Raw genomic sequence first — 26158 nt, forward strand, 5'->3', positions numbered from 1 at the left:
TGCATCAAATCATTGCCTCCGCAGCCTTGGCGCGGGCTTGCTTGTCGAGCTTTTTCTGATGCTGGGCGCGGAAGTCGGGGCGCAGGTTTGGCGCGCCCTCCCAGACACCGGCAGTATCACCATGACCGACGCCTTCGAAAAACGCCTTCATCTTGTTCATCTTTTCGCCACCGGCGATGGCTGCATTGACGACCTGTGCCAATGAACCGGCACCAGCAGGACCCATGAGTGGGCGTGCGGAAATCAGGTTCGTGAAATATAGCGACGGCGTTCCGCGTTCCTTGGCGTGTTGCACGACGGGTGTCGTACCGATGGCAAGGTCGGGGTTAATGGCATCGACTGCGGACAGATCGTCTTCGAGCGATGCACGGTATTTTACTTTGACGCCCTTGCTTTCGAGCCAAGCAGCATCGTCTGCGGACCATTCCGATTTCGCACAGGCTGTGCCGACATATGGCACGGTCGCACCGCTTTCGATCAGCAGGCGGGCAACGAGGAGTTCGCTGCCTTCATAGCCCGACAGCGTAATCGTGCCGTTGATTTTCGATCCGGCCAGCGCGCCTTTGATGGCAGGAAGGAATGCGTTTTGTGCGGCGGCAATCTGGTCTGGTTTGATATTGAAAGCGTCGCCGATATTGGCAAGCCACGCGGCAGTGCCATCATGACCGACAGGGGCGGAGCCGATGATCGGACGGCCAGCGGCCTCGAATTCACGCACGCTGGCGGAATAGAACGGATGGATCGCGGCGACCGCGCCACAATCAAGTGCTGCATAAAGTTCGCGCCATTCGCGGGTTGGCACGGTTGGCCCAGCAGCAAGGCCCATCGGGGCCAGCATCGCGCCGATCATCATCGGATCAGCGGGAAACATTTCACCCAACAGCGCGACGGTCGGGCGGTCGGATTTTCCGCCAACGGGGGCCTGCACCGGGCCAGCCTTAATTTCTTCACGGGCGTAGTTCAGCATCGCACCGGCGAGGACGTCCTTCGCCTCGGCATGGGTGGGGATGCCGAAACCGGGGACGTCGATCCCGACGATGCGCACACCGTTGATTTCCTTGGGAAGCAAGCGCAGCGGCACGCCGGAGGCCGTTGGCACACAGAGGTTCGTCACCACAATCGCGTCATAACGATCCGGGTCGGCCATGTCGTGCACGCTTTCGCGGATGTCTTCGAATAGCTTGCCTGTGACGAGCGTTTCGGAATTGAACGGGACGTAGCCGACCGAGCGACGCGCGCCGTAGAAGTGCGACACGAACGTCAGGCCGTAGACGCAGCAGGCAGAGCCAGACAGCACCGTCGCCACGCGCTTCATCCGCAGGCCCACACGCAAAGACCCGAATGCCGGACACATGGATTGTGGCTGGTCATGTGGTCCTTGCGGATAGTCCTTGGCGAACTGGTCAAGCATGTCGGACTGGCCCGCCTTGCGCGCGGCGTCCTCCATCGTCGCAGCACCGGCTGTGCAGCCACCGGACAACGCTGTGGCCTGCACATCATCAGACACATCGGGGCGGTCTACGCCTTCGATGATCTGAACGCTGCCCGCGTCGTCATAGCCGACTTCATAGCCCTCACGCGTCGTCATAGATCACCTCAAGGCTTTCTTTCGGCGCTGCGTTCTTGCCGCGCATGTCGACGTCGGTTGCGGGCACAAGCTGGTAGTCGCCACCTGTGTCCTTGCTGTCGAACAGGCCCAGCAGGCCGTCCTGATCCAGCGGTGTCGGGCGCACAGGTGGTGCGATGCCGACGGCTTCGGCCAGACCTTCGAACATGCTGCCCCACTTGCTTTGGTGGGTGCCGACGATCTGGTAGTTCGCGGATTTCTTGCGCAGGTCGTCGTCTTGCGGGATGGCCGCAAGGACCGGGATATCGACCGCTTTAGCAAAGGCTTGTGCTTCTCCCGTGCCGTCGTCCTTGTTGATCACCAGTCCAGCGACACCGACGTTCCCGCCAAGTTTGCGGAAGTATTCAACGGCCGAGCAAACATTATTTGCAACATAAAGCGACTGAAGGTCGTTGGAGCCGACAAGAATGACCTTTTGCGCCATGTCACGCGCAATGGGCAGGCCGAAGCCGCCACAGACAACATCCCCGAGGAAATCGAGGAGAACATAATCGAAGTCCCAATCGTGGAAGCCCAGTTTTTCGAGCAGTTCAAACCCGTGGATGATCCCGCGACCACCGCAACCGCGACCAACCTCTGGGCCGCCAAGTTCCATCGCAAAGACACCGCCGCGTTTGAAGCAGACGTCGCCGATCTTGACCTCTTCTCCGGCGATTTTCTTTTTCGCGGAGGTTTCGATGATCGTCGGGCAGGCCTTGCCGCCGAACAGCAGGCTGGTCGTGTCGGATTTCGGATCGCAGCCGATCAGCAGTACCCGCTTGCCCATTTCGGCCATCATGTGGCTGAGGTTCGCGAGCGTGAAGGATTTCCCGATACCACCCTTGCCGTAGATCGCGATGATCTGGGTCTTGGACGTGACTTCGCCTTGCGGCACTTCGAGTGTCGGTTCGGCCGCTTCGTCGCGCAGCGCTTTGTCGTAGTCCGTCAGGTTAGGGACTTCGTCTTTCATGTCGCGCTCCAATCGAGGATCATTTTGAGGCAGGCCGGATCGGTAAAGGCCGTTTCGTAAGCCGTTGCCGCATCGCGGGCCTTGGATGTGTGTGTGATAAGGTCGTCGAGCCGGAGCGTGCCGCTTTCGACCAGTGCCCGCGTTGCTGTCATGTCGTCAGCCTGCCATTCGGCGGCAATCCGGAACCGCGCTTCCTTCATGAAGGCGGGCGGGAAGGCGAACTGGATGGCTTGCGTATAGAAACCCGCGAGGACGATTTCGCCACCTTTTGCGATCCGCCCGACCATGTCGTTGAGCAGGTCCGCGCGCCCGGAGGCATCGTAGATGGATGTATAGTCGCGGCGTTCGTCAGTATCTGGATGGATCACGTCATAGCCCCGCGCGCCGTGCTGACGCTGCGGGTCGATTTCCCAGACTGTTGGTGCAGGCGCGCCGGAGGCAACTGTGAGGCGGGCCAGCAGACGTCCAAGGACACCGTGGCCGATGATCAGGTCCGGCACGGCCTTGCCCGGTCCCGCCATAGCGTGCCGCGCAGTTGCCGCCAGCGCCAGCAGCGCCCCTGCTGCCCCAAGCCCGCGGTCGATGCGCGTGACCCGGCTTGCCGGTGTGACCAGCGTTTGCGCCGCGGCCCCGAAAAGCCCGTGCGCACCATCGTAGCAGCTGGCACCTGGCACAAACACGTGTTCGCCAACGCGATAGCCGCTGTCTGCACCTGCTTCGACCACTTCTCCGGCGGCTTCGTAGCCGGGCACGAGCGGGTAGCCCATACCGGGGAATGGCGGCATGTCACCGGACCAGAAAAGCTTCTCTGTGCCTGTGGAAATGCCGCTGTGGGTGACCGACACGACAATATCCGCAGCAGCAGGCGGAACGATTCCGACCGAGTCGATTCCCAGTTTTCCGGGTGCGCTGAGTATTACTGCGTTGGTTTCCAACGATTTCTCCCCGTTGTCGCTGTGACTGCACTGCATGTGTCAAACTGCGACAATCTGTCCACTGTCAGTTTAAGCTTACACATTCACCTGTCAACGTATTTAGACAAGAAAGTTGTCAGGCTGGCTTGACACCTGTCACGACGGACGTGATGAACGGCCGCTTTGCGCGGGGTGTCAGCACGTTTTGAAAACCGGTTTTGCCAAGCAATGCCGCGATCTGGTCCTGCGATCTTGCGGTGCCCGTCTGCATCGCCATGCAATAGAGCGCGAAGTAGGCATCCCCTGCCCGTTCAGGCCTCTCACCACCTGTCATCGGTTCGGATATGATGATCCGCCCGCCGGGCGGCAGTGCTGTATAGGCTGCGGTCAGAAGCCTGCGCACGGTGTCATCGGTGTGATCATAAAGCACGCGCACCAGCGAAATCGCATCGGCACCGGTGGGCAGAGGATCATCCCGAAAGCTGCCGCTTTGAATTGTCGTGCGGTCGGCCAGATCCGCAGCGGCAAAGCGATTTGCTGCATGTGGCGCGACGGCTGGTAGATCGAAGAGCGTCATTTGCAAGGCGGGGTAGGCTGCGCCCACTGCTTCCAGAAACGCGCCTGTGCCACCGCCGACGTCCATCAGATGTTTCACACCCGAAAGCCGGATCGTTGCGAGCGTGTCTGCGGCGACGAGGGACTGGCTGTCGGCCATCAGCGCGGAATAGGTCGCGGCGGTGTTCGGGTCTTCTACGGCACCGGCCCCGAATACATAGGGCCAGAAAGCAGCAAGTTCGGGGTCGGTTTCACCGCGAAAGAATGCGACCGGATCAGCGAGATCGCGGTAAAGGACGTCGTGATGTGCGATCATGCCGGACAGCCCCGGCACACCGGCAAGCGCGGCACCCCGCACTGTCAGCGCATAAGAGCCATCACGCGTACGGCGCAAAAGATGTAGCGATTGCGCGGCTTGCAGCAGCACAGCGATGCGCTCGACAGGGGCCTGACAGCGCGCGGCAATCGCGCGGGCGGGCAGTTCTGCTTCCAGCAGCATGCCGGGGATGTCGAATTTCACGAGCGCCTGCAGGATCTGGCTGTGACAGAACCCCGCGACCAGATCGAACAAGGCCTCGCCTTCGTTGCGGACGATGCGGCGCAAGAGCGGCACGCGACTGGCCCAGCGCTGGAATGCAGGCGCCGCGGCTAGTCGCACAAGCCGAGAGGATTTGCGCGGGCGCGTCACGGCACATGGCAGATCGACGTCTGCCATTATTCGCCGGGAACGGTTGGTTTTTCGCGGGCGATGGCGGGCACCAGCCTGTCGGCGTAGGCCCGCACCATCTGCGCGAGTGCCGCTTCGCCCGGACAGGCGGGAATAGATGAGATCGCGCCGGCGAGAATATCGTCGAACCGCGCAACCGCGCCGCGCACGCCAAGCTGCGCCACGGCGTTCGGTCGCCCGTGCAGATCGTCCTGCCCTGCCGGTTTGCCAAGTGTGTCTTCGTCGCAAAGCGCGTCGCGCAGATCATCGGCGACTTGAAACGCCTCGCCAATGCGCGCGCCGAGTTCTGTCCAGGGTTCGGCATCCTGACCGGCGCAGAGCGCACCCATTTGCGTGGCCGCGATAAACAGCGCGCCCGTTTTCGACTGGTGATAGGCGGACAGGTCGATGACCTCTTCGCTTTCCCAGCCTTGCCCCGCACATATCCCGTAGGGCATGCCGGATCGGGTCGAAAGAACGTCGATCAGCGCGATTGCCGCCGTTGGATTGTGCTGCGCCGCGCGGGCGAGAATTTGAAATGCCATGATGATCAGGCTGTCACCTGTCAGCACGGCAATAGGTTCGGAGAATGCGCGATGTAGCGCCGGTTTGCCGCGCCGCAGTTCCGCATCGTCAAAGCAAGGCAGATCGTCGTGCACCAGACTGGCCGAGTGCAGAAGTTCGAGCGCCGCCCCTGCCGCATCTGTCAGTTTCGGATGCGGATCGCCGCAGGCCATTGCCACAGACGTCAGAATCGTCGGACGAATCCGTGCGCCACCAGGTGTCACCGCATAGCCAAGTGCGGCTGAAAGTTTGGCGGGTGCGGCAGATGCCTGCCCCCCTGCGATGGCGTGTGTAATCGCCGTTTCGATCCGTTCAGAAATGCGCATATGGCCCTCGCGTTGCGGTATGTCATTCTGATTAGACATGCCGTGTGTAAACTAGACTGGACAGTTTTCCGTTTCGAGTCAACTATTGGCAGTGGAGGTCTGCAATTGCGTGAGGCTGGAAATATCGTTGTGATCGGGGCTGGAGTCGGCGGACTCGCGGCCGCGTTGCGCTTGGCCGATGCCGGTTGCAGCGTCACCGTTCTTGAGGCGCATGGCACGCCGGGTGGCAAGATGCGCACTGTGCCTTCTGCCGCAGGCCCGGTTGATGCGGGCCCAACCGTTCTGACAATGCGCCCGGTGTTCGAATCCCTTTACACGCGTGTGGGCGAACGGCTGGAGGATCACCTGACCCTGACCCCGCTGCCAATTCTTGCGCGCCATTATTGGGATGACGGCACCTGTTTCGATCTGTCGGCCGACCCTGCGGAAAGTATCGCCCATGTCGCCGATGTCTTCGGTGACGGGTCCGCCGATGACTATCGCGCTTTTGCGGCACGCGCGCGACGCCTTTATGATGCGTTCGAAGGCCCAATGATGCTGAACGAGGCCCCGACGCGCGCCGCGCTGACTGCCAAAGTCATGCTGCGCCCGCGTCTGATTGCAGATATGGCACCGCATCGCACGATGGCCGGTTTGCTGAAGACCGCGTTTCGCGATCCGCGTCTGGCGCAGTTGTTCGGGCGTTATGCCACCTATGTCGGCGGATCCCCTTATGCGTCGCCTGCGATCCTGTCGTTGATTTCTGATGCAGAGGCACGCGGGGTTTGGTCGGTTGCCGGTGGTATGCATGCCTTGGCCGCATCGCTTGCCGGGTTGGCCGCCCATCGGGGTGCGCGTTTTCAGTATGACACACCGGTCCGGCGGATCGTGACGCAGGATGGTGTTGTCACAGGCGTGGATACCGATGCCGGGTTCATTGCCGCCGATCAGGTTGTGTTCAACGGTGATCCGCGGGCCTTGTCCGTCGGATTGCTGGGCGAGGGCGTACAAGGCGCGGTGCGGACCGATGCGGTTGAACCGCGGTCCCTATCAGCCTGCGTCTATGCTTTTGCCGCCGCCCCGCGTGGCGTTGATCTGGCGCATCATACGGTGTTCTTCGGCCATGATCCTGCGGCAGAGTTTGATGCACTGGCCCGCGGAGACATCCCCGAGGACGCCACCCTTTATCTTTGCGCCCAAGACCATGGTTGCGCCCCAGATGCCTTGCAGCGCTTTGAAATCATCCTGAACGCACCGCCGGTGCCCCGCCCCGAAGCAGAGGAACAGACACGATGTCAGACACAGATTTTCAGGCGGTTCGCGGACTTCGGGCTGACGTTCACGCCAACACCGGACGCGGACGCGCTGACGACGCCAATGGGGTTCGACCGGCTGTTTCCAGCCAGCCAAGGGTCGCTTTACGGGCGATCCCCACACGGGATGATGGCGGCATTCAAACGTCCGACAGCCCGCACGCCGATCAAGGGTCTGTACCTTTGCGGGGGCGGGACACATCCGGGGGCGGGCGTGCCGATGGCCACGCTCTCCGGGAAGCATGCGGCAGGGGCGATCTTGAGCGACCGAACTTTGATATCGACGTCCCCGCAAACGGCTATGCGTGGTGGTATGTCGACGGGATCAGCGACTGTGGCACCAAAGCCGTCTCGGTCATCGGCTTCATAGGATCGGTCTTTTCGCCATGGTATGCGTGGTCGGGGCGCAAGGACCCCGCCAACAACTGCTGCATCAATGTGGCGACCTATGGAAAGGGCGGGCGGTTCACGATGACGGACCGGGGTCGCGCGGCCTTGCGCACCTCTCGCGACACGTTGGAGGTGGGGCCGTCTTCGATGCATTGGGATGGTGATAAACTGGTGATCTCAATCGACGAAATCGCAAGCCCGCCGTTGGTCAGCCGCGTGCGCGGCACGATCACGGTGACGCCTTCTGCTTTGACGTCTGTGGAATTGCCCTTAAAGGCGGACGGGTCGCATGTCTGGCGTCCCTTTGGCCCGATTTCGGATATCTCTGTCGATCTGGAGGCAAACGGCTGGCAGTGGTCTGGCAAGGGATATTTCGATGCCAATTTCGGCACCCGCGCCTTGGAGCAGGATTTTGATTACTGGACCTGGGGCTGCTTTCCGGGCGCGCGGGGGGCAACGGCGTTTTATGACGTAACCCGGCGCGATGGATCGACGTTCGAAACTGCAGTCCGCTTTGATCCGGACGGGTCGGCAGAGCAGATTGCGGGCCAGCCGCAGACGCCGCTCAAGCGGTCGCTGTGGCAGGTCAAACGGGAAACGCGGGCCGATCCGGGCGCAGAGCCGCGACAGGTCTTGTCGATGCTGGATGCGCCGTTTTACAGCCGCTCGGCGGTGGAAACCGTGTTGGACGGCGAACGCTGTGTCGGCGTGCATGAGGCGTTGGACCTGACGCGGTTCCGCATGGCGGCGCTGAAGCCGATGTTGGCGGTCAGGGTGCCACGGCGACCGGCCTGGACGTTCGCTGCTGACTAACCAAGTGTCACGACTTCGCCGCCAGCGGCCGCAGCGTCCTCGGCGTCGTGGGTAACCATCAGTACCGGCAGTTGCAGGTCCTGCGCGCGGTCGAAAACCAGCGTGCGCACCTGTGCGCGAAGCGCTGTGTCGAGCCGCGAGAAAGCTTCGTCCAAGAGCAGCGCGCAAGGGTCCGCCAGAAGCATGCGCATCAGCGCAACCCGCGCCTTTTGACCACCGGACAGGGTTGCAGGATCGCGATCCGCGAAGCCTGCCAGATCGACCTGCGCCAGCGCGTCTTCGACCTTGGCCCTGCGGGTTGCCAATGAACCACCGGCTGGCAGACCGAAAGCGAGGTTGGCCCCGACTGACAGGTGCGGGAACAGCAGATCGTCCTGAAACAGGATGCCAACGTTGCGCTTGTGCGCCACCTCGTGGGTGATGTCGCGACCGTCCAGAATAACCTGACCTGTCGCGACGAAGGCTGGCGGCAGCGTGCCGGTGACGTAGGCGAGCAAGGTCGATTTACCGATGCCGGATGGCCCCATGACCGTCAGCACATCGCCCGGTCCGATCAACCGGTTCAACCTGACCAGCGGTTTTCCATCCTTGGTGATCTGCACATCGCGCAGTTCCAAACCGTCAGCCATGTCGCAATCCCTTTCGGTTGCGCCATACCATGGCAGGGATCAAAAGCGCGAGCGCGAAGGGGATCAGCGCCGCCGCCGTTTGCATCAGCCCGTAAACGCCAATAGCCCGCCGGTCACCGCCGGATGCAAGCGCCACGGCATCCGTCGTCAATGTCGCCACGCGCCCGCCGCCGATCAGAAGCGTCGGAAGATATTGGCCGACGGACACCGCAAAACCGACCGCCATCGCCGTGAGCACAGGCCGCAACAACATCGGTAAACGCACGTTCCAGAGGATGCGGTTCGGTGTCGCCCCGAGCGCGCTGGCAACGGTACCAACCCGCATATCCCACGCCCGGAACGGGTCGGCGAGAGATAGGAAGACGTAAGGGAGGACGAAGACCAGATGTGCGATCATCACCGGAATGCGCCCGATGTCCGCGCCAAGCGTCAAAAGGAACGTCTGGAACCCCGGTAGAAAGGCTGTTTGCGGGATCAGCAATGGCAGATAAAGCAACCACATGCCCCGTTGTGTCAGCTGCAAGCCATGGCGATGTTCGGCCTCCAGACAACCGATGGTGAGGATAATTGCCAGTAGCGTCACGACGATGGCAATCAGGGCGGTTTCACCAAATGACGCTAGCGCCCCGTCGCCGTGCCGCATCCAGTTTTGCAATGTGAAGCTGTCTGGCAGCGCATCCGGAAAGCCCCAGAAACCCGCAAATGACCAGACGGTCAATATGGCGATCCCCAGAAGGACAGACAGCGCGGAAACCGCCCCGAGCGATAGTGCCGTTGCGCTGACCGCGCGGTCCGCCCGACCGCGACCGCCCATCGCGGCCCAGCGGCGACCCAATCGCCCGACGATATGCTCTCCCGATCGCCAGAACAGCAGTGCACCGAGTACGAGGGCGAGTTGCAAGAGCGCTGCCGCAGCCGAGAGTGAGCGCATGCCAAGGTCCGGATCGCTCATCCATTTGACGATCTGGACCGAGAGGGGCGGCGGCGTGTTCGGCCCGAGGATCACCGCGACATCGACTGTCGACATCGCATAGGCCAGCACGACATAGACCGGTAGTCTGATCTGCGCATAGACACGCGGAAAGACAGTTTTCAGCCAGCCGGTGAGCCGCGAATACCCCAACGCTTGCGCCACGGCGACAGAGCGCGTCGCATCGACTTGCCCCAGCGCGGCGAGTGTCATCAGAAGAAGAAATGGCACTTCTTTCGCGACCAGGCCCGCCATCATGGCCAGACCGGCAGAGTCCTGAATAATCAGCACATCCGGCGGGCGGTCCCACCCTGTCAGCCAAGGTGACGCAGCACGCGAAATCCAGCCAGATGGGGCAATCAGAAAGGCGATCCCGAAGGCCGCCGCCGCATGTGGCACCGAAAGCAGCGGTGACAACAGCCGTTCGAGCGCACGAAAGCTGCGTGTTCCCGACCAGCCAGCCGTCAGCAACGTGACGATCAGCAAGGCAATAAGCGTCGATCCGATGCCGGTGACGACTGACAACCGCACCGCATCCGGCAGGCCCGGCCAAGCGAACAGTTTTGCAAACGGTGCAAGCGATGGCCCTGTCAGCCCTGCCAGCGGCAAATGGTTGAATGCCGGCAGGACCGTACCGTAAAGCCCCGCGACCACAGGGCCAAGCATCACGAGGATTGTGAGCAGGGGGAGTGGTCGCGCGATCATGACGTGTGAATGCGGCCTTGCGGCGTCACTGTTCGGACTACTGCGCCACGCCGTAGCGTGTCGCCCAGTCTTCGGCGATGCGCGTCATCCAGCTGGGATGTGGTTCTGCCTGTATCGTTCCGAGCTCGGCAGGGGACAGTGTCGCGATCCCAAGGTCGAGCGCATCGAACAGCGCGCGGTCCTCTGCTGTCAGCGCCCCCATATCCAAAACGGTGCCATAGCCCAGAATTGCCGGGTCCTGCGCGCGGGCCTGTGCCTCGGGTGACATCAGGAAGTTGGCGACGACCATCGCGCCTTCCTTGCTGCCCGAGTTGTAGGGGATTGCCACAAAGGAAGCGTTCCCGATTGTCCCGCCGCTGAGCACGAAGGTCCGCACCGTGTCGGGAAGCTGGTTGTTGGCAATGGCCGCTGTCGCTTCGCCCGGGCTGAAGGAAATCGCGAGGTCGATTTCGCCGTCCGCGATCAGTTGCAGTTGCGCAGGTCCGGTGGCGGGGTAGGCCTCTCCACTGCGCCAGAGGTTCGGTGTCAGCGCATCGAGGTAATCCCAGAGCGGGGCTGTGACCGTCGCGTATGTTTCGTCTGTTGCGGGTGCTTGCAGTACAGATGGATCGTCAAGCAGATCGACAAGCGCCTGTTTGAGGAATGTCGTGCCGAGGAAATCGGGCGGCTGCGGATAGGTGAAGCGCCCGGGGTTTGCAGCGCTCCATTCCAGAATCGCCTGCATGTCCCCAAGCGGTTCGGCAAGGTCCGCCGTGTCGTACATGAACACGACCTGCGCCATGGCCCATGGCGATTCATATCCTTCCGTCGGCACGGTGAAATCGCTCTGGACGGTTTTGCCTTCGGTATCGACCAAGGCCCAGTTCGGCAGTTGTTCGGCGTAGGGGCCAAACAGCAGACCTGCGTCTTTCATTGACGCGAAATTGGCACCGTTGATCCAGATCATGTCGATCGCACCGTCATCATTTTCGCCAGCCTGCTTTTCCGACAGCACTCGCGTCACTGCATCTGCCGTGTCTGTCAGTTTCACATGCTCCAGCGTCACACCGTACTCCTTGGACACGCGATCACCTACCCAAGCGATGAAATCGTTTGTCGTGGTCGAACCGCCCCAGGCGTTCCAGTACACGGTCTGGCCTTGGGCTGCAGCGGTCACGGCATCCCAGTCTGCCGGATCGGTATCGGCGAGTGCCACGGACGGGATCAGGGCGGCCAGAAGGGCGAGGTGTTTCATGAATTTGGTCCTTTGAAGGTCTGATAAGCGCCCCAGATCCGCAGGGCGGCGGTTGCAAAGCAAAGCGTGCCGAACACCCATGCGAGTGTCGCGAAGGATGCCGGGAACAAGCAGAGGATCACGAAGAAGACGATCGTTTCGGTCCCTTCGAGCAGCCCGTTCGAATAGTAGAGCGATTTCTGTCCCTGCGCCGTCGTCACGTGCCCGTGCTTTTCAGCGAGGATTGCAAACCCCAGAAAGCTGGTGCCGTTGAAATAGAAAGACGCCAGCAGGAAGGCCCCTGCTACGCCGTTCGCGGACGGGTCGGCAAGGACGAAGCCAAGGGGGATCATGCCATAGAACAGAAAGTCCGCCGCGATATCGAGGTAGCCACCGAAATCGGTCTTGTGCGTCGCGCGGGCGACAGCCCCGTCCAGCCCGTCGGCGATCCGGCTTGCCAGCAAAAAGACAAGTGCGAGTGCCGGCAGGCCCAGAGCAATGAGTAACGCTGCGACAAGCCCAAGCCCCAGCCCGATCAAGGTCACACCATCCGCTGTCAGCCCTTTGGCTGCAATGATCTGCCCCGCGCGGTTCAGCGGGGGGTCAATCAATCTGCGGGCGTAGCTGTCGAGCATGGATAAGCGTCCGTGAGTTGGCGAGTGTTTTGCAGCATGCGACCGTCCGACGCAATCCAGCCCACGCGAACGTGAGTTAGCTGTCATGCGCGATGCGTGGACGCCCCTGCGCGGTCACGGTCAGATCGGCGCTGATGAACATCGGCTGTCCTTCGATTTCGGCCTGCTGCACATCCCGCGCGATAATCACGTTCGGTGTTGGTACGCCTGCGCTTTGGGCTTGGGCGACGGCGTCTTGCGTGAGTGCATCTTCGAGCGCGCTGAGTGCGGCGTCCTGCGTTGCAAACTGCGCCGGGCCATTCAACAGATGCGCCACAAAACGCCCCGCGCCGGGCGAGGTGACGCTGCCTTTCGCCTGAATGGCGACTTGTCCCACAACAGCACCGATGGCGTTGGCCACGTCTGCGTGTGAGGGAAGTTCCATATCGGTGCCAAGCCGATCTCCCACCGGGCCATAATAGGCCGCGGCCGATGCGCCCAAGCCGATCACCGGCAAGCCAAGCCGCAATTCGGTACGGATCAATCCGTCGTGCCGATCCAGACCTGCGTTGGTCAGCGCATGTTGTGTCAGCTGCGCCGCACTGTTGTCGCCCCAATCGCGGGTATCTTCGCCGAATGCCGTTTCAAGCAGGCAGTCGACCGTTTGCTTGCGCAGTTGCGCGATGACTGCTGCTGCCATCTCTTCGGGGTTCTTCGCCAACCGCTCGCCCGCGCCGCTGCGCTGATAGGCGAAAAGCGTCAGCGCCTTGGTCGCGGCGTCCCCGTCCCAAGCGTCGGACAGCCCAAGGACGTGGGCGGCGTCAGAGGGCGTTACCCCTGCAATCATCGCATGGCCCCGCGCGACAATGCGCTGCAACGCCGGGCCCTCGATCCGGGTCGTCACCGCGTGACCCATCCTGAGCGGCCCTTGCGCCAGCCGGTCGATCACTGCCTGTTCGCGCTTGTCGCCACCTATGGGAGGATCGCCTTGCCAAACCGGAAACACGAAGCGCCCCCCATCAACCGCAGGCACACCGGTGCTGACTGCGGCATCCAGCGCCTTGTGCACAAGGTCCGGCTGGATCGTTGCAGCCAGTGAAACCGGCATCAGACGGCGCGGTCCAAGGAACAGACGGCCTTTCAGCCCTTCCTTGACATGCACCTCGCTATCGCCACCCAGACCTGTGGTGCGCATGGCAACTGCTTCGACCATCGTGCGGTAAGGTCCAACACGCGCGCCTTGCGGGTCGATTTTTGGGCGACCGTCGCGTAGCAGGCAAACATCCGTCGTCGTGCCGCCGATATCACTGATCAGTGCATCGGCGATACCAGTCAGCCAAGCGGCCCCTGCGATGGAGGCGGCAGGACCGGACAGGATAGTTTCAATAGGCTTTTCGCGGGCGATATCAGAGGAGACAAGCGCGCCGTCGCCGCGCACCACCATCAGGCGGGCGTCGATCCGCAGGCTTTGAAGATGGGATTCAACCGCAGCGATCAGCCCGTCGATCATCCCGATCAGACGGGCATTCAGCACAGCTGTCAGCGCCCGCTTTGGGCCGCCAAGGGCTGACGACAATTCATGCGAGCAGGTAACAGGTTTGCCTGTCCGGGTGCGGATCAGATCACGCGCGGCGATTTCATGCGCTGGGTTGCGTGTTGCAAAACTGGCGGCGATGGCAAATCCGGTGATGCTCTCGTCAAGCGTGGCAAGCCCGGCGGTCAATGCGTTTAGATCAAGCGGAACGATCTCGCCACCAGCGTGACTGTGCCCGCCAGCCACAGCGATGAGCGGATCACCTGCCAGCGCCTCTTGCAAGCCGGAGCGCATGACATCCGCAGGGTCAAAGCCGATGAAAATAAGCGCGACACGACCGCCCTGCCCTTCGACAAGGGCGTTGGTCGCAAGGGTCGTGGACAGGGACACCATGCCGATGGCTGTTGCATCGACCTCGGCACCGGCGATGGCGGCGTCGATTGCCTTTCCGACACCTATTGCCAGATCAGGACGCGTCGTCAGTGATTTGGCCTTTGCCAGCACTATGTCCGTGACATCGTCAAGGATCACCGCATCGGTGTATGTGCCGCCGGTATCGACGCCAAGAAGAAGGGGCATTTGGGCAGGCCTTTGGAACGTTTCGCGCACGTTGGCGCAGGAACGTTCGTTAGTCCATATGTGAACGAATTCTTGCCATCTGTGCAAACGAAAGCCCCGCCCCCTGAGAGGGCGAGGCTTCTTGTCGTGCGATGCGCCTTAGTTCAGCGCCTTATCCGTGATGGCATGTGTCCACGCACCTTCGGGCTCTGCCGTGATGACCGGGTCGGACCCCCCCGCAAGCAGTGTCGCCACTGTGCGATCAAAGTCCGCCGGATCAAGCGCGCCGTTTGACCCTGCAGTCAGTTTGGCGATTTCGCCCATCATGCGGATCTGTGCGGCCTCGGATTGGGCGCCGGTTTCGTCATATTCCAGCACGATGCCTGCCGCTTCTTCCGGATTCTCTTCGGCCCATTTCCAGCCTTTCATGGAGGCACGCACGAAGCGGACCATCTTGTCCTCGAACACCGGATCAGAGAGGTTCTCTTCAAGCACGTAGATGCCGTCTTCGAGTGTCGCAACACCCTGTTCTTCGTATTTGAAGGTGACCAGCTCGTCCTCGCTGACACCGGCATCAAGCACCTGACCGTATTCGTTGTATGTCATGGTCGAGATGCAGTCCGCCTGACGCTGCAGCAGCGGGTCGACGTTGAAACCCTGCTTGAGCACCGTCACGCCGTTTTCACCGCCATCGGTCGGAATGCCGACCTGGCTCATCCAGGACAGGAACGGATATTCGTTGCCGAAGAACCAGACACCGATGGTCTTGCCGCGGAAATCCTCGACCGTTTCAATGCCGGTGTCCTTCCAGCATGTCAGCATAAGGCCGGACGTCTTGAAGGGCTGCGCAATGTTCACAACGGGCAAGCCCTTTTCACGCGCGGCGAGTGCGGAGGGCATCCAGTTCAGCATCGCGTCAGCACCGCCACCGGCGAGCACCTGCGGCGGGGCGATATCGGGACCACCCGGCAGGATGGTGACGTTCAGCCCCTCTTCTTCGTAAAAGCCCTGATCCAACGCCACGTAGTACCCCGCAAACTGGGACTGCGTGACCCACTGCAACTGCAATGTCACATCATTGGCATGGCCGTCCGCCTGGGCAGTTCCACCTAAACCAACGGCAAGTGCTGCCGCCATCATCAACTTTTTCATTTTGACCTCCAAGTCAGTTTCATGTCGCGCGGGGTTCGCCCCGTCTCGTTATCTTTGCGAGGGGTGCCAGAAGGTCACCCGGGATTCGATAAATGCCACCAAGCCATAGAACGCCGATCCGGCGAGCGCTGCCACAACAATTTCGGCCCAGACAAGATCAAGTGCAAGCTGTCCGACCGATGTCGAGATACGGAACCCCATCCCGACCGTGGGAGAGCCGAAAAATTCAGCAACAATGGCCCCGATCAGTGCCAATGTCGTGGCGATCTTGAGACCATTGAAGATGAATGGCATCGCAGCCGGCAAGCGCAATTTCAACAAGGTCGCCCAATAGCCCGCCCCATAGGTGCGCATCAGATCGCGCTGCATCGCGGTGGTGTCGCGCAACCCCGCGACCGTGTTCACGAGGATCGGGAAAAAAATCATCACGGCGACAACGGCGACCTTTGATTCAGGCCCGCTGCCCAGCCATTTCACAAAGATCGGTGCCGTGCCGACAATTGGCAGGGCCGCCATGAAGCTGCCGACGGGCAGGATACCGCGCGTCAGGAAATCAGAGCGGTCTGCAAGGATCGCCATGGCAAAGGCGGACAGTGTGCCAAGGACATACCCCACCAGCGCGCCTTTGATGATCGTCTGGTTGAAGTCTGCCCAAAGCAACGGAATTTCAGCGGCAAACCGCGCGCCGATCATCGAAGGCGGCGGCAGGATTACGGCACTGATGCCCAGCCCCCTGACAAGAATTTCCCACATGATCAGGATCGTGATGCCGAAGATCGCGGGGATCAGCAGGCTGACACGCCGCGAATCCGACGATGGTCCATGCGCAAGCCGGGTATTCAGCCACCACCCTGCGATCCAGACGGCCCCTGCTGAAGCGAACGCCATCATGTCGCTTTCATCCCCATTCGGCGCAATGTGCCCCTCTCAATCATGTTGATGATGACGATCAGCAGCGCCGCCGTGATTGCAGCCGCAAACAAGGCGGCCCAGGTCACAAGTGGTTGCCCGTACTGATCGCCCACCAGCATCCGCGCGCCGAACCCGGCACGCGCGCCTGTTGGCAGTTCCCCGACGATCGCGCCCACCAGTGCTGCGGAAATCCCGATCTTGAGCGACGCAAAAAGATACGGCACCGACGCAGGCAAACGCAGTTTCCAGAACCCTTGTGACGCATTGGCATTGTAAGTGCGCAGCAGATCCAGCTGCATCGCATCCGGACTGCGCAACCCCTTAACCATGCCCACGACGACAGGAAAGAAGGAAAGATAAGCCGAAATCACTGACTTCGGAAGCAGACCCTGTATCCCGATTGCGCCCAGCATCACGATGATCATCGGAGCCAGCGCAAGGATCGGGATCGTCTGAGAGGTGATCGCCCATGGCATGACCGACTTGTCCATGGTGCGGCTGAACACGATCCCGACCGCCAACAGGATCCCGAGTGTGGTGCCGATCACAAAACCCAGAAGGGTCGCCGACAGGGTGACCCAACCATGATAAACCAAACTGCGATTGGATGTGGGGCGCTTGAGTGCGACAGTGTCCCAAAGTTCCGCCGCGACCTGATGGGGTGATGGCAGGCGTGGGCGTTCCTGCGTGAATGTCAGCGGAATGATCTGCGGATTCTTCAAGGCCAGCGTCAGTCCGACCAGCTCTTGCCGTGCAATCGGCGTATCGGGCTCCAATACCAAGCCGTCGCGCTGGGCCTGGTCTGCCGTCAAATGTGCATTCATCGGAATGACACAGACCACCCAAATCATCAAAACAGCACAAAGCACCGTGAGGACCGGAACAATGGACTTCATGCGCGCCCCGCCCCTTCATCTGGCCAGATAAACTCGCGCCGCAGGCTCCTACACATCAACATGGCCCGCCCGCAGCCCGTCTCGCACGCGGTGTGAAATCGCAATGAATTCCGGCGTGTCGCGTATATCCAGCGGCCGCTCTTTTGGCAGCGGACTTTCAATGACATCGGTGATCCGGCCCGGACGCGGCGACATGACGACGATCTTGGTCGACAGATACACCGCCTCGGGGATCGAATGGGTGACAAAGGCAATCGTTTTTTCCGTGCGCGCCCATAGCTGAAGCAGTTGTTCGTTCAGGTGATCCCTGACGATTTCATCCAGTGCACCGAAAGGTTCGTCCATCAGAAGGATATCAGCATCAAAGGCAAGGGCACGCGCGATACTCGCCCGCTGCTGCATCCCGCCGGACAGTTGCCACGGAAATTTCTTCTCGAAATTATCAAGATCGACGAGCGAGAGAACCCGCTTCACACGCTCTGCCTGTTCGACCTTGGAGAATCCCATGATCTCCAGCGGCAGGCGGATGTTCCCGCCAATCGTGCGCCACGGATAAAGTCCCGCTGCCTGAAACACATAGCCATAAGCCCGCGCACGCCGCGCGTCATCCGGGGACATGCCGTTGACAGTCAGCTCCCCCGCCGTCGGCGTCTCAAGCCCCGCGATACAGCGCAGGAACGTGGTCTTGCCGCAGCCCGATGGGCCGATAAACGAAACGAAATCACCCTTGTTGATCTCAAGGCTCACGTCTTTCAATGCGTGAACCGGACCGTCGTTGGTTTGGAAGGTAAGGTCGAGACGCGTGGCAGAGATCGTTGTTTCAGTCATGCACCATCGCCATCCCGGCCTCGATCAAGGACCTCTTCCCGCATCAGCGAATTCGTCGGTTCGATCAAATCCTCAGGTGGGCCAATAAAATCGTATTTGACCTCTTTCAGCATCTTTTGCGGCTCAAACGGGAACTGCAGGAAAATGCCAAGTCCTGCGGAGATAACGAAAAGGTAGCCCCATAAGCCCATTGCCTCACTTGCGGCTTGAAGGTTCAGGATTCCAAGAAGAATGACGCATGCCCACGCCAACGGTGCAAGCGGTCTGATTCCCAACCATGTCATTGCCAGACCTAATGCCAGTACAAACGGTAGCGGGATACTCAACCATGTTGTTGAAGCCGCGCCGAGCACCGCCTGAATGAGAACAGCTGTAACGGTAACGTTCAGGACAGCTGACAGTATGTAGTAGATTGACGGTGACCACGTGATGATCCGCCGGAGATAAAGCGGCGCGATCAGAAGGATACCAAAAATGCCTGACAGCATATCTGGACGAAGACTGACGTCCGAGCTCCCAAAGAACCCGGATTGCGTAAAGGTCATGCAACCGACAACCGTGGCAACCAAAAGAAGCACAAGCGACAAATACCGAATAGTGAGATGACCAAGTGCATCGTCGCCGACGATAATGGCATTCAACTTGCCTAGTCGGCCGTCATATTCATCAGGAGCTAGAACGTCTGTGGTTTTGGTGACTCTTTTGGACAATACTGACACTAGGTCTAAACCCCACTCGCCGGTATACCCGTTCGTTCCACTGGTCGCGGTGCGGTCAGTTCTTTCCATGATGACAGCGCCTTGTTCACCGGTGTGTTCCCTGCGCGCTTCACGAATTGGCCGTGGCCTTCCTCGGTTCTGATTTCGCCGTCGTGCACAGCGACCTGTCCGCGCGTCAGGGTGAACCGCGGCAGGCCCGTCACTTCCTTGCCCTCGAACACGTTGTAGTCGATGGCGGATTGCTGGGCGCTGGCCTGGATCGTCTTGGATTTCTCTGGGTCCCAGACGACAAGGTCTGCATCGGCCCCGACCAGCACCGCCCCTTTCTTGGGGTAACAGTTCAGGATCTTCGCGATATTGGTCGAGGTCACAGCGACAAATTCGTTCATCGTCAGCCGTCCGGTACGCACCCCATGGGTCCAGAGCATCGGCATCCGGTCCTCAAGCCCGCCGGTGCCGTTCGGGATCTTCGTGAAATCACCGACGCCATAGCGTTTCTGTTCGGTCGTGAATGCGCAGTGATCCGTTGCCACGACCGACAGCGAACCCGACTGCAAACCGGCCCAGAGGCTGTCCTGATGCTGCTTGTTGCGGAATGGCGGCGACATGACCCGCCGCGCGGCGTGGTCCCAATCCTTGTTGAAATACTCGGATTCATCCAGCGTCAGGTGCTGGATCAGGGGTTCGCCCCAAACGCGCTTGCCTTGCATGCGCGCGCGGCGGATCGCTTCGTGGCTGTCCTCGCAAGAGGTATGCACCACGTAGAGCGGCACGCCCGCCATATCGGCGATCATGATGGCACGGTTGGTTGCTTCACCCTCGACTTGGGGCGGGCGGGAATAGGCGTGTGCCTCTGGCCCGGTATTGCCTTGCGCCAGAAGTTTCGCGGACAGTTCCGCGACCACATCGCCGTTCTCGGCGTGAACCATCGCGATGCCGCCAAGTTCCGCGAGGCGCTGGAACGACGCATACATTTCGTCATCGTTGACCATCAGCGCGCCTTTGTAGGCCATGAAGTGCTTGAAGGTGTTGATGCCGCGGTCCTTGATGACCGACTCCATCTCGTTGAAGACCTGTTCGCCCCACCATGTGACGGCCATATGGAAGGAATAATCACAGTTCGCGCGGCCTGATTTGTTGTCCCACATCTGCAATGCGTCGTGCAGGCCCTGACCGGGGCTGGGCAGTGCGAAATCGACGACCATCGTTGTGCCACCGGACAGCGCCGCGCGCGTACCGGATTCAAAATCATCCGTGGAATATGTGCCCATGAACGGCATTTCGAGGTGCGTATGCGGATCGATCCCGCCGGGCATGACGTAGCAGCCGGTGGCGTCGAGTTGTTCATCGCCCTTCAGGTCCGGGCCGATTTCAATGATCTTGCCGCCGTCGATGAGGACGTCTGCCTTGTAGGTCAGATCAGCGGTGACGATGGTGCCGTTTTTGATGACTTTGGTCATGATTTTCCTCCACAGGCGGCTGCACGCGACCCCTCTAGTTTCGGCAGGCCATTTAGAGCGTTAAAAGCGGCCACCATTATAGGTTGGTCTGGAATTAGAACGCATTGCACATCAATGATCGTCCGAATTAAACTAGGGTCCACTTGAGTTATATTCGCTCTTTCTGCACAGACGTCAGTCCCTCCCAAATACAGGTTTGCTCCTGTCCAATAGCCTTGAACCCAATCTACTAAAGCTTGATCTTCAACACTGCCGAGTTTTGAGCAAGCAATTGATCCGATTCCGTCTGTCCACGCCAGTTCCGCTGCCACAGGCGGTGCCAAAAGCGGGATAGCAAAGAGTGTGCAGAAATGTCTCACCCCACAATCCCCGCCGTCTCTACCACCGCATGGAACAAGACATCAGTCCCTGCCGCCGCCCACTCCGGCGAAATCTCTTCAGCTTCGTTGTGGCTTAGCCCGTCTACACAGGGGCACATCACCATCGCTGTCGGGTAGATATCGTTGATCCAGCAGGCGTCGTGCCCGGCGCCGGACACGATATCCATGTGCGAATAGCCGAGCCGTTCGGCTGCGTCACGGACGGCTTTGACGCAGTTTTCATCAAACGCGGGCGGGTCGAATTGGCCGACGATTTCACATGAAAAATCTACACCTATATCTTCGCAGAGTTTCGGTGCCCGTTCGTTGAATTCCGCGACCATCCCGTTCAGTTTGTCCAGTAGGTGCGTGCGCATATCGACGGTGAAAACCACCTTGCCCGGGATGATGTTGCGCGAGTTCGGGTAGACGTCGATATGGCCGATGGCCCCCACCGCGTTGGGTTGGTTCTTCATCGCGATCTCGTGCACCAGCTCGGTCACCAGCGCCAAGCCTCGGCCAGCGTTTTTGCGCATGTGCATGGGGGTGGAGCCGGTATGGCTTTCCTTGCCCGTCACCGTGCATTCGATCCAGCGCAGACCCTGCCCGTGGGTGACGACGCCGATGTCTTTGCCCTCGGCTTCCAGAATGGGGCCTTGTTCGATGTGAAGTTCAAAGAAGGCGTGCATCTTGCGATCGCCGACCTTTTCATCGCCTTTCCAACCGATGCGTTCCAGTTCATCGCCGAATTTCTTGCCCTTTGCGTCGACCCGGTCGAGCGCCCAGTCAAGGGCATGCTTGCCCGCGAATACGCCTGACGCGAGCATTGCCGGTGCGTAGCGCGTGCCTTCCTCGTTCGTCCAGTTGGTCACGACGATCGGGTGCTTTGTCTTGATGTCGAGGTCGTTCAATGTGCGGATGATTTCCAGCCCGCCCAGCACACCCAGAACGCCGTCGTATTTGCCACCGGTCGGTTGCGTGTCGAGGTGGCTGCCGACGTAAACGGGCAACGCGTCAGGGTCGGTGCCTTCGCGGCGTGCGAACATATTGCCGATTTCGTCGACACCCATGGTACAACCCGCAGCCTCGCACCATGTCTGGAACAGGTGGCGGCCTTCGCTGTCTTCATCCGTCAGGGTCTGGCGGTTGTTGCCACCGGCAATACCGGGCCCAATCTTGGCCATTTCCATCAGGCTGTCCCACAGACGTTCACCATTGATGCGCAGATTTTCACCGGGGGCAGCCATGGTAACCTCATTCTTTTGACCAGATGGTAAAATGAAGGCTAACAGAGGCGGATAGGCAGTCAAGTTTCCTGTGTAAATTTGCGGCAAACGCCCAACTTTACCTCAGGGGGACTGGTTTCGATTGATGCGCGCCTAAATATCCAGCAAAGAATGGTTATGAGCAGTTCCGCACCCCGCACACGGATTCAGGAAAAAAACCGCAGCGTCATTCTGGCTGCGGGGCTGGAGGTATTTTCCCAGTATGGATTTCGCGGGACCACGCTGGACCAGATTGCCGATGCGGCAGGATTGTCCAAGCCGAACGTTCTTTACTACTTTGCGTCGAAAGAGGCGATTTACACAGAGCTTTTGACAGAGCTGTTGCGCACCTGGCTTGATCCGCTGATGGCGATGGATGCAGACGGAGATCCGGTCGCCGAGATTCTTGGCTATGCAAAGCTGAAACTTCGGATGAGTCGGGACTATCCGCGTGAAAGTCGCCTGTTCGCCAATGAAATCCTGCAAGGCGCGCCGCTGATCGGCGCTGCGCTGCGCGGTGATTTGAAAGAGCTTGTCGCCGAAAAGGTCAAGATCATCCGCGCCTGGCAGGTGGCCGGCAAGATCGCGGATATTGATCCGCATCACCTGATCTTTTCGATCTGGGCACTGACCCAGCATTACGCCGACTTCGATGTGCAGGTGCGCGCCGTGATGCCCGAAAGCGAGCCGTTTCCAGGGGCGGATGCCTTTATCGAGACCCTCTATCAGCGTCTTCTCAAGACCTGACGCATCCGTCCGTTTTCTGGAACGAAACGCGACATTGTCAGTTTCTCTGCCAAAGAGAGGTTACACTGACATGACACATACGCTGACGTTGCAAGGCATCAAACCGGTCACACATGACACGTATATGCTGACGTTCAATCGCCCCGAAGGTTTTGATTTCGAAGCCGGGCAAGCCACAAATCTGGCCTTTGACGAAAAGGGCTGGCGCGATGCCGAACGCCCGTTCACCATGACATCCTTGCCCGACCAGAAGAACGCGCTTGAGTTCGTCATCAAATCCTATCCCGAAAAGGATGGCGTGACGGATGAAATCCCGAACATGAACCCCGGCGATCAGGTCATCGCGGACGATCCGTTCGGAGCGATCACCGACCACGGCCCGGGCGTATTCATCGCCGCCGGTGCCGGGATCACCCCGTTTATTGCGATCCTGCGTGCCCATGCAAAGAAAGGCGCAATGAATTGCCAGCTGATCTATGTGAACGAAACGGACGCCGACATCATTCTGAAGGGTGAATTCGACCAGATGAACGGCCTTGAGACGATCTACCTTGTGTCGGATCAGGATGATACGGCGCATGAGAAGGGAAAACCTGACAAGGAAACCCTGTCAGGCATCATTTCCGATTTTGACCAGACGTTCTATATCTGCGGGCCCGGCGACATGGTCGACGACGTGCGCAATTCTTTAAAGGAACTGGGTGCGGCAGAAGACAAGATCATTACCGAGGACGGTTGGTAATTACTCTGCCGCGACAGCGCCGGGGTTGTTGGGATGGGTCGTCCAGTTGGCGTATTCCTTCTCGACAACCTTGCCGGTGCGGGGGTCGACCTCGCCCGGCGTCATCGGTTCCATCGTGATGCAGCCCTCGACCGGACAGACATCGACACAAAGGTTGCAGGCCACGCATTCTGCGTCGATCACGCTGAATGTACGATCCTCTGACATGGCAATCGCCTGATGGCTCGTATCTTCGCAGGCCGCATAGCACCGACCACAGGAGATACAGCTGTCCTGATTGATCTTTGCCTTGGCGACGTAGTTCAGGTTCAGATACTGCCAGTCTGTGACGTTCGGAACAGCCATCCCCACGAAATCGCTGGTCGACGCATAGCCTTTTTCGTCCATCCATAGTGACAAACCGCTGATCATTTCTTGTACGATCTTGAAACCGTAAGTCATTGCCGCTGTGCAGACCTGCACGTTGCCACAGCCCAGCGCCATAAACTCCGCCGCGTCCCGCCATGTCGTAATTCCGCCGATGCCGCTGATCGGCAAGCCATGCGTTTCGGGGTTGCGCGCGATTTCACTGACCATGGACATCGCGATCGGTTTGACTGCTGGGCCGCAATAGCCGCCGTGCGAACCCTTGCCGTCGATCGACGGTTCAGGGGACATCGTGTCCAGATTGACGTTCGTGATCGAATTGATCGTATTGATCAATGACACGGCATCCGCCCCGCCCCGCATTGCCGCTGCTGCGGGTTTGCGCACGTCCGTGATGTTCGGGGTCAGCTTCACGATGACGGGCTTGTCGTAGTATTGCTTGCACCAGCGTGTCACCATTTCGATATATTCGGGAACCTGCCCGACGGCCGCGCCCATGCCCCGTTCTGACATGCCATGTGGGCAGCCGAAATTCAGTTCGATGCCATCGGCACCCGTAGCAGCAACGCGCGGAAGGATCGTCTTCCATGCGTCTTCCTCGCAAGGGACCATGATCGACACAATCATCGCCCGATCGGGATAGTCGGCTTTGACGCGGGTGATTTCTTCGAGGTTAATTTCCAGAGGGCGGTCGGTGATCAATTCGATGTTGTTGAGACCAAGCAAGCGCCGGTCCGCACCGTAGATCGCGCCATAGCGCGGGCCGTTCACATTGACGACGGGCGGCCCCTCGGCCCCGAGCGTTTTCCAGACGACACCGCCCCATCCGGCCTCGAACGCGCGGCGGACGTTGTATTCCTTGTCTGTTGGTGGCGCAGAGGCCAGCCAGAACGGATTGGGGGATTTGATCCCCAGAAAATCTGTCGTCAGATCGGCCATTTTCTGTTCCTCTCTTGTCTTCATCTGGCAGAAAAAACTCCCGCCGGAGGCTCCCGCCGCCCCGTCAGGCGCTCAGGCTTGCATGGATATCCATCGCCGCATCACGCCCTTCGGCCACGGCAGTCACAGTCAGGTCATCACCACCGGCGGCGCAATCACCACCAGCCCAGACCTTCGGATTGCTGGTCCGACCAGTCGAGGTCACCGCGATCTTGCGACCGGCGAGTTCCAGACCGCCATCTGTTGTCAGGGTCTGGCCAATGGCCCGGAACACCTGATCTGCTGGCAGGCGGATGGTTTCGCCCGTCCCGCGCAGTTGGTTGCCGTCATCGGTTGTATATTCCAGCTCGATTTCGGCCACGCTACCGTTTCCGTGGATTGCCTTGGGCTGCACATTGAACATCAGCTTCACGCCGTTGGATGCGGCAAGGTCCTGTTCATAGCGGCTTGCGCTCATCCCTTCGCGGCCACGGCGATAGGCGATCGTGACGCTTTCGGCACCCAGAAGCTTTGACTGCACGGCCGCATCGATGGCAGTCATACCGCCGCCGATGACGACCACATGTCGCCCGACCGGAAGTGTTGTCAGGTCCTGAGACTGTCGCAATGTCTTGATGAAGGAGACCGCATCCTGCACGCCGTCCTTGTCATCCCCATCCGCGCGCAGGGCGTTCACACCGCCCAGTCCGACGCCAAGGAAGACGGCGTCATAGTCTTCCGTCAGGGTTTCAAGACGCAGCGCATCGCCAAGTGCCTTGCCGGTTTCCAGCCTGATCCCCCCGATGCCCATCAGCCATTCGACCTCGCGTGCGGCAAAGTCGTCTGTGGACTTATAGGCTGCAATCCCGAATTCGTTGAGGCCGCCCGGTTTGGCCTCGGCATCAAAAATGACGACATCATGCCCGTGCATCGCAAGCCGGTGTGCACATGACAGACCGGCTGGACCCGCGCCCACCACAGCAACCTTCTTGCCTGTGATGTCGGCACGATTGTAGGGATGGCCCTGACGCGCCATGAGGGTGTCAGTCGCATAGCGTTGCAGCCGCCCGATCTCGACCGGCTTGCCTTCGGCCAGTTCACGCACGCAGGCCTGTTCGCAAAGGTCTTCGGTCGGGCAGACGCGGGCGCACATGCCGCCGAGGATATTCTGGTCAAAGATGGTCTTGGCCGCAGCTTCGGGTGTGCCGGTGCTGATCTGCCGGATGAACAGCGGAATATCGATATCCGTCGGGCAGGCCGTGATGCAGGGCGCGTCGTGGCAGAAGTAACACCGATCTGCAGCGACAGCGGCTTCATGCGGGGCAAAAGGCGCGTGCAGATCATCGAAGTGTTCCGCGATCTGTTCCGCACTCAGGCGACCTGCGACAATTCCGGGCGTGCTTGTGGTGGGCATGGACTCTCCATCAGCAAATGA

At 60.1% G+C, this 26158-nt stretch carries 23 protein-coding genes; 4 read left to right on the forward strand and 19 right to left on the reverse strand.

All coding sequences use genetic code 11. The features are described from left to right. Positions 1-4: 4 nt before the first annotated feature. The 5 genes from bchY to BMY44_RS14040 form a co-directional block, all read right to left on the reverse strand. Positions 5-1588 carry a chlorophyllide a reductase subunit Y gene (gene bchY, locus BMY44_RS14020; protein ID WP_089996104.1) on the reverse strand — a complete coding sequence of 528 codons (1584 nt, stop codon included), beginning with the start codon at positions 1586-1588 and terminating at the stop codon, positions 5-7. Then, a complete protein-coding gene (locus BMY44_RS14025) occupies positions 1575-2576 on the reverse strand; it encodes a chlorophyllide a reductase iron protein subunit X (RefSeq protein ID WP_089996106.1) in 1002 nt (333 codons plus the stop codon). Before BMY44_RS14025 ends, bchY begins: the two co-directional genes overlap by 14 nt. Then, complete coding sequence (bchC, locus tag BMY44_RS14030; protein ID WP_207510551.1) at positions 2573-3511, reverse strand: chlorophyll synthesis pathway protein BchC; 939 nt, start codon at positions 3509-3511, stop codon at positions 2573-2575. The genes BMY44_RS14025 and bchC overlap by 4 nt, the downstream gene beginning before the upstream one ends. A gap of 115 nt (positions 3512-3626) precedes the next feature. Further along, complete coding sequence (locus BMY44_RS14035; RefSeq protein WP_089996112.1) at positions 3627-4760, reverse strand: methyltransferase; 1134 nt, start codon at positions 4758-4760, stop codon at positions 3627-3629. Next, the gene (locus BMY44_RS14040; RefSeq protein WP_089996114.1) at positions 4760-5641 is read right to left on the reverse strand and encodes a polyprenyl synthetase family protein; all 882 of its coding nucleotides are present in this window, start codon (positions 5639-5641) and stop codon (positions 4760-4762) included. Before BMY44_RS14040 ends, BMY44_RS14035 begins: the two co-directional genes overlap by 1 nt. A 105-nt stretch (positions 5642-5746) precedes the next feature. Between BMY44_RS14040 and crtD the strand changes: the two genes are divergently transcribed. Together crtD and crtC are read left to right on the forward strand one after the other, a co-directional pair. Further along, a complete protein-coding gene (gene crtD / locus BMY44_RS14045) occupies positions 5747-7303 on the forward strand; it encodes a 1-hydroxycarotenoid 3,4-desaturase CrtD (protein WP_242650569.1) in 1557 nt (518 codons plus the stop codon). Continuing rightward, positions 7258-8136 (forward strand): carotenoid 1,2-hydratase, encoded by an 879-nt coding sequence (gene crtC, locus BMY44_RS14050; protein WP_089997176.1) that lies wholly within the window; start codon positions 7258-7260, stop codon positions 8134-8136. Before crtD ends, crtC begins: the two co-directional genes overlap by 46 nt. On the opposite strand, the gene BMY44_RS14055 is transcribed toward crtC, so the two are convergent. From BMY44_RS14055 to BMY44_RS14110, 12 genes are all read right to left on the reverse strand, one after another. Beyond that, positions 8133-8765 carry an ATP-binding cassette domain-containing protein gene (locus tag BMY44_RS14055; RefSeq protein ID WP_089996119.1) on the reverse strand — a complete coding sequence of 211 codons (633 nt, stop codon included), beginning with the start codon at positions 8763-8765 and terminating at the stop codon, positions 8133-8135. The two genes, crtC and BMY44_RS14055, sit on opposite strands and share 4 nt — an antisense overlap. Continuing rightward, the gene (locus BMY44_RS14060; protein WP_089996122.1) at positions 8758-10440 is read right to left on the reverse strand and encodes an ABC transporter permease; all 1683 of its coding nucleotides are present in this window, start codon (positions 10438-10440) and stop codon (positions 8758-8760) included. The genes BMY44_RS14055 and BMY44_RS14060 overlap by 8 nt, the downstream gene beginning before the upstream one ends. A gap of 37 nt (positions 10441-10477) precedes the next feature. Continuing rightward, on the reverse strand, positions 10478-11674 hold the full coding sequence (locus BMY44_RS14065) for an ABC transporter substrate-binding protein (protein WP_089996125.1): 1197 nt from the start codon (positions 11672-11674) through the stop codon (positions 10478-10480). Continuing rightward, a complete protein-coding gene (locus BMY44_RS14070; protein ID WP_089996129.1) occupies positions 11671-12288 on the reverse strand; it encodes a CDP-alcohol phosphatidyltransferase family protein in 618 nt (205 codons plus the stop codon). Before BMY44_RS14070 ends, BMY44_RS14065 begins: the two co-directional genes overlap by 4 nt. A gap of 76 nt (positions 12289-12364) precedes the next feature. Next, the gene (locus BMY44_RS14075; protein ID WP_089996132.1) at positions 12365-14380 is read right to left on the reverse strand and encodes a hydantoinase/oxoprolinase N-terminal domain-containing protein; all 2016 of its coding nucleotides are present in this window, start codon (positions 14378-14380) and stop codon (positions 12365-12367) included. 138 nt (positions 14381-14518) lie between these two features. Then, positions 14519-15511 (reverse strand): ABC transporter substrate-binding protein, encoded by a 993-nt coding sequence (locus BMY44_RS14080; protein ID WP_089996133.1) that lies wholly within the window; start codon positions 15509-15511, stop codon positions 14519-14521. Between the two features lie 48 nt (positions 15512-15559). Beyond that, positions 15560-16399, reverse strand: a complete 840-nt coding sequence (locus BMY44_RS14085; protein WP_089997177.1) for an ABC transporter permease — start codon at positions 16397-16399, stop codon at positions 15560-15562. Then, positions 16399-17319 (reverse strand): ABC transporter permease, encoded by a 921-nt coding sequence (locus BMY44_RS14090; RefSeq protein ID WP_089996136.1) that lies wholly within the window; start codon positions 17317-17319, stop codon positions 16399-16401. Before BMY44_RS14090 ends, BMY44_RS14085 begins: the two co-directional genes overlap by 1 nt. Positions 17320-17367: 48 nt before the next feature. Further along, positions 17368-18147, reverse strand: coding sequence for an ABC transporter ATP-binding protein (locus tag BMY44_RS14095; protein ID WP_089996139.1), 780 nt, complete (start codon positions 18145-18147; stop codon positions 17368-17370). After that, positions 18144-18935 carry a hypothetical protein gene (locus tag BMY44_RS14100; RefSeq protein WP_131801616.1) on the reverse strand — a complete coding sequence of 264 codons (792 nt, stop codon included), beginning with the start codon at positions 18933-18935 and terminating at the stop codon, positions 18144-18146. The genes BMY44_RS14095 and BMY44_RS14100 overlap by 4 nt, the downstream gene beginning before the upstream one ends. Next, a complete protein-coding gene (gene hydA / locus BMY44_RS14105) occupies positions 18872-20326 on the reverse strand; it encodes a dihydropyrimidinase (protein ID WP_089996144.1) in 1455 nt (484 codons plus the stop codon). The genes BMY44_RS14100 and hydA overlap by 64 nt, the downstream gene beginning before the upstream one ends. 355 nt (positions 20327-20681) lie before the next feature. Next, the gene (locus tag BMY44_RS14110; protein WP_089996147.1) at positions 20682-21932 is read right to left on the reverse strand and encodes a Zn-dependent hydrolase; all 1251 of its coding nucleotides are present in this window, start codon (positions 21930-21932) and stop codon (positions 20682-20684) included. Positions 21933-22082: 150 nt separating this feature from the next. Here BMY44_RS14110 and BMY44_RS14115 point away from each other — a divergent pair, with 150 nt between their 5' ends. Together BMY44_RS14115 and BMY44_RS14120 are read left to right on the forward strand one after the other, a co-directional pair. Then, positions 22083-22697, forward strand: coding sequence for a TetR family transcriptional regulator C-terminal domain-containing protein (locus BMY44_RS14115; protein ID WP_423219753.1), 615 nt, complete (start codon positions 22083-22085; stop codon positions 22695-22697). 70 nt (positions 22698-22767) lie between these two features. Further along, positions 22768-23439 carry an FAD-binding oxidoreductase gene (locus BMY44_RS14120; RefSeq protein ID WP_089996152.1) on the forward strand — a complete coding sequence of 224 codons (672 nt, stop codon included), beginning with the start codon at positions 22768-22770 and terminating at the stop codon, positions 23437-23439. Here BMY44_RS14120 and preA read toward each other — a convergent pair whose 3' ends face one another. Together preA and BMY44_RS14130 are read right to left on the reverse strand one after the other, a co-directional pair. Then, a complete protein-coding gene (gene preA / locus BMY44_RS14125) occupies positions 23440-24744 on the reverse strand; it encodes an NAD-dependent dihydropyrimidine dehydrogenase subunit PreA (RefSeq protein ID WP_089996155.1) in 1305 nt (434 codons plus the stop codon). It lies immediately after the preceding gene. A 64-nt stretch (positions 24745-24808) separates the two neighbouring features. Further along, positions 24809-26137: an NAD(P)-dependent oxidoreductase gene (locus BMY44_RS14130; RefSeq protein WP_089996157.1), complete on the reverse strand. Its 1329-nt coding sequence runs from the start codon at positions 26135-26137 to the stop codon at positions 24809-24811. Between the last annotated feature and the right edge of the window lie 21 nt (positions 26138-26158).

Origin of the sequence: Cognatiyoonia koreensis (assembly GCF_900109295.1) — a bacterium.
Lineage (GTDB): Bacteria > Pseudomonadota > Alphaproteobacteria > Rhodobacterales > Rhodobacteraceae > Cognatiyoonia > Cognatiyoonia koreensis.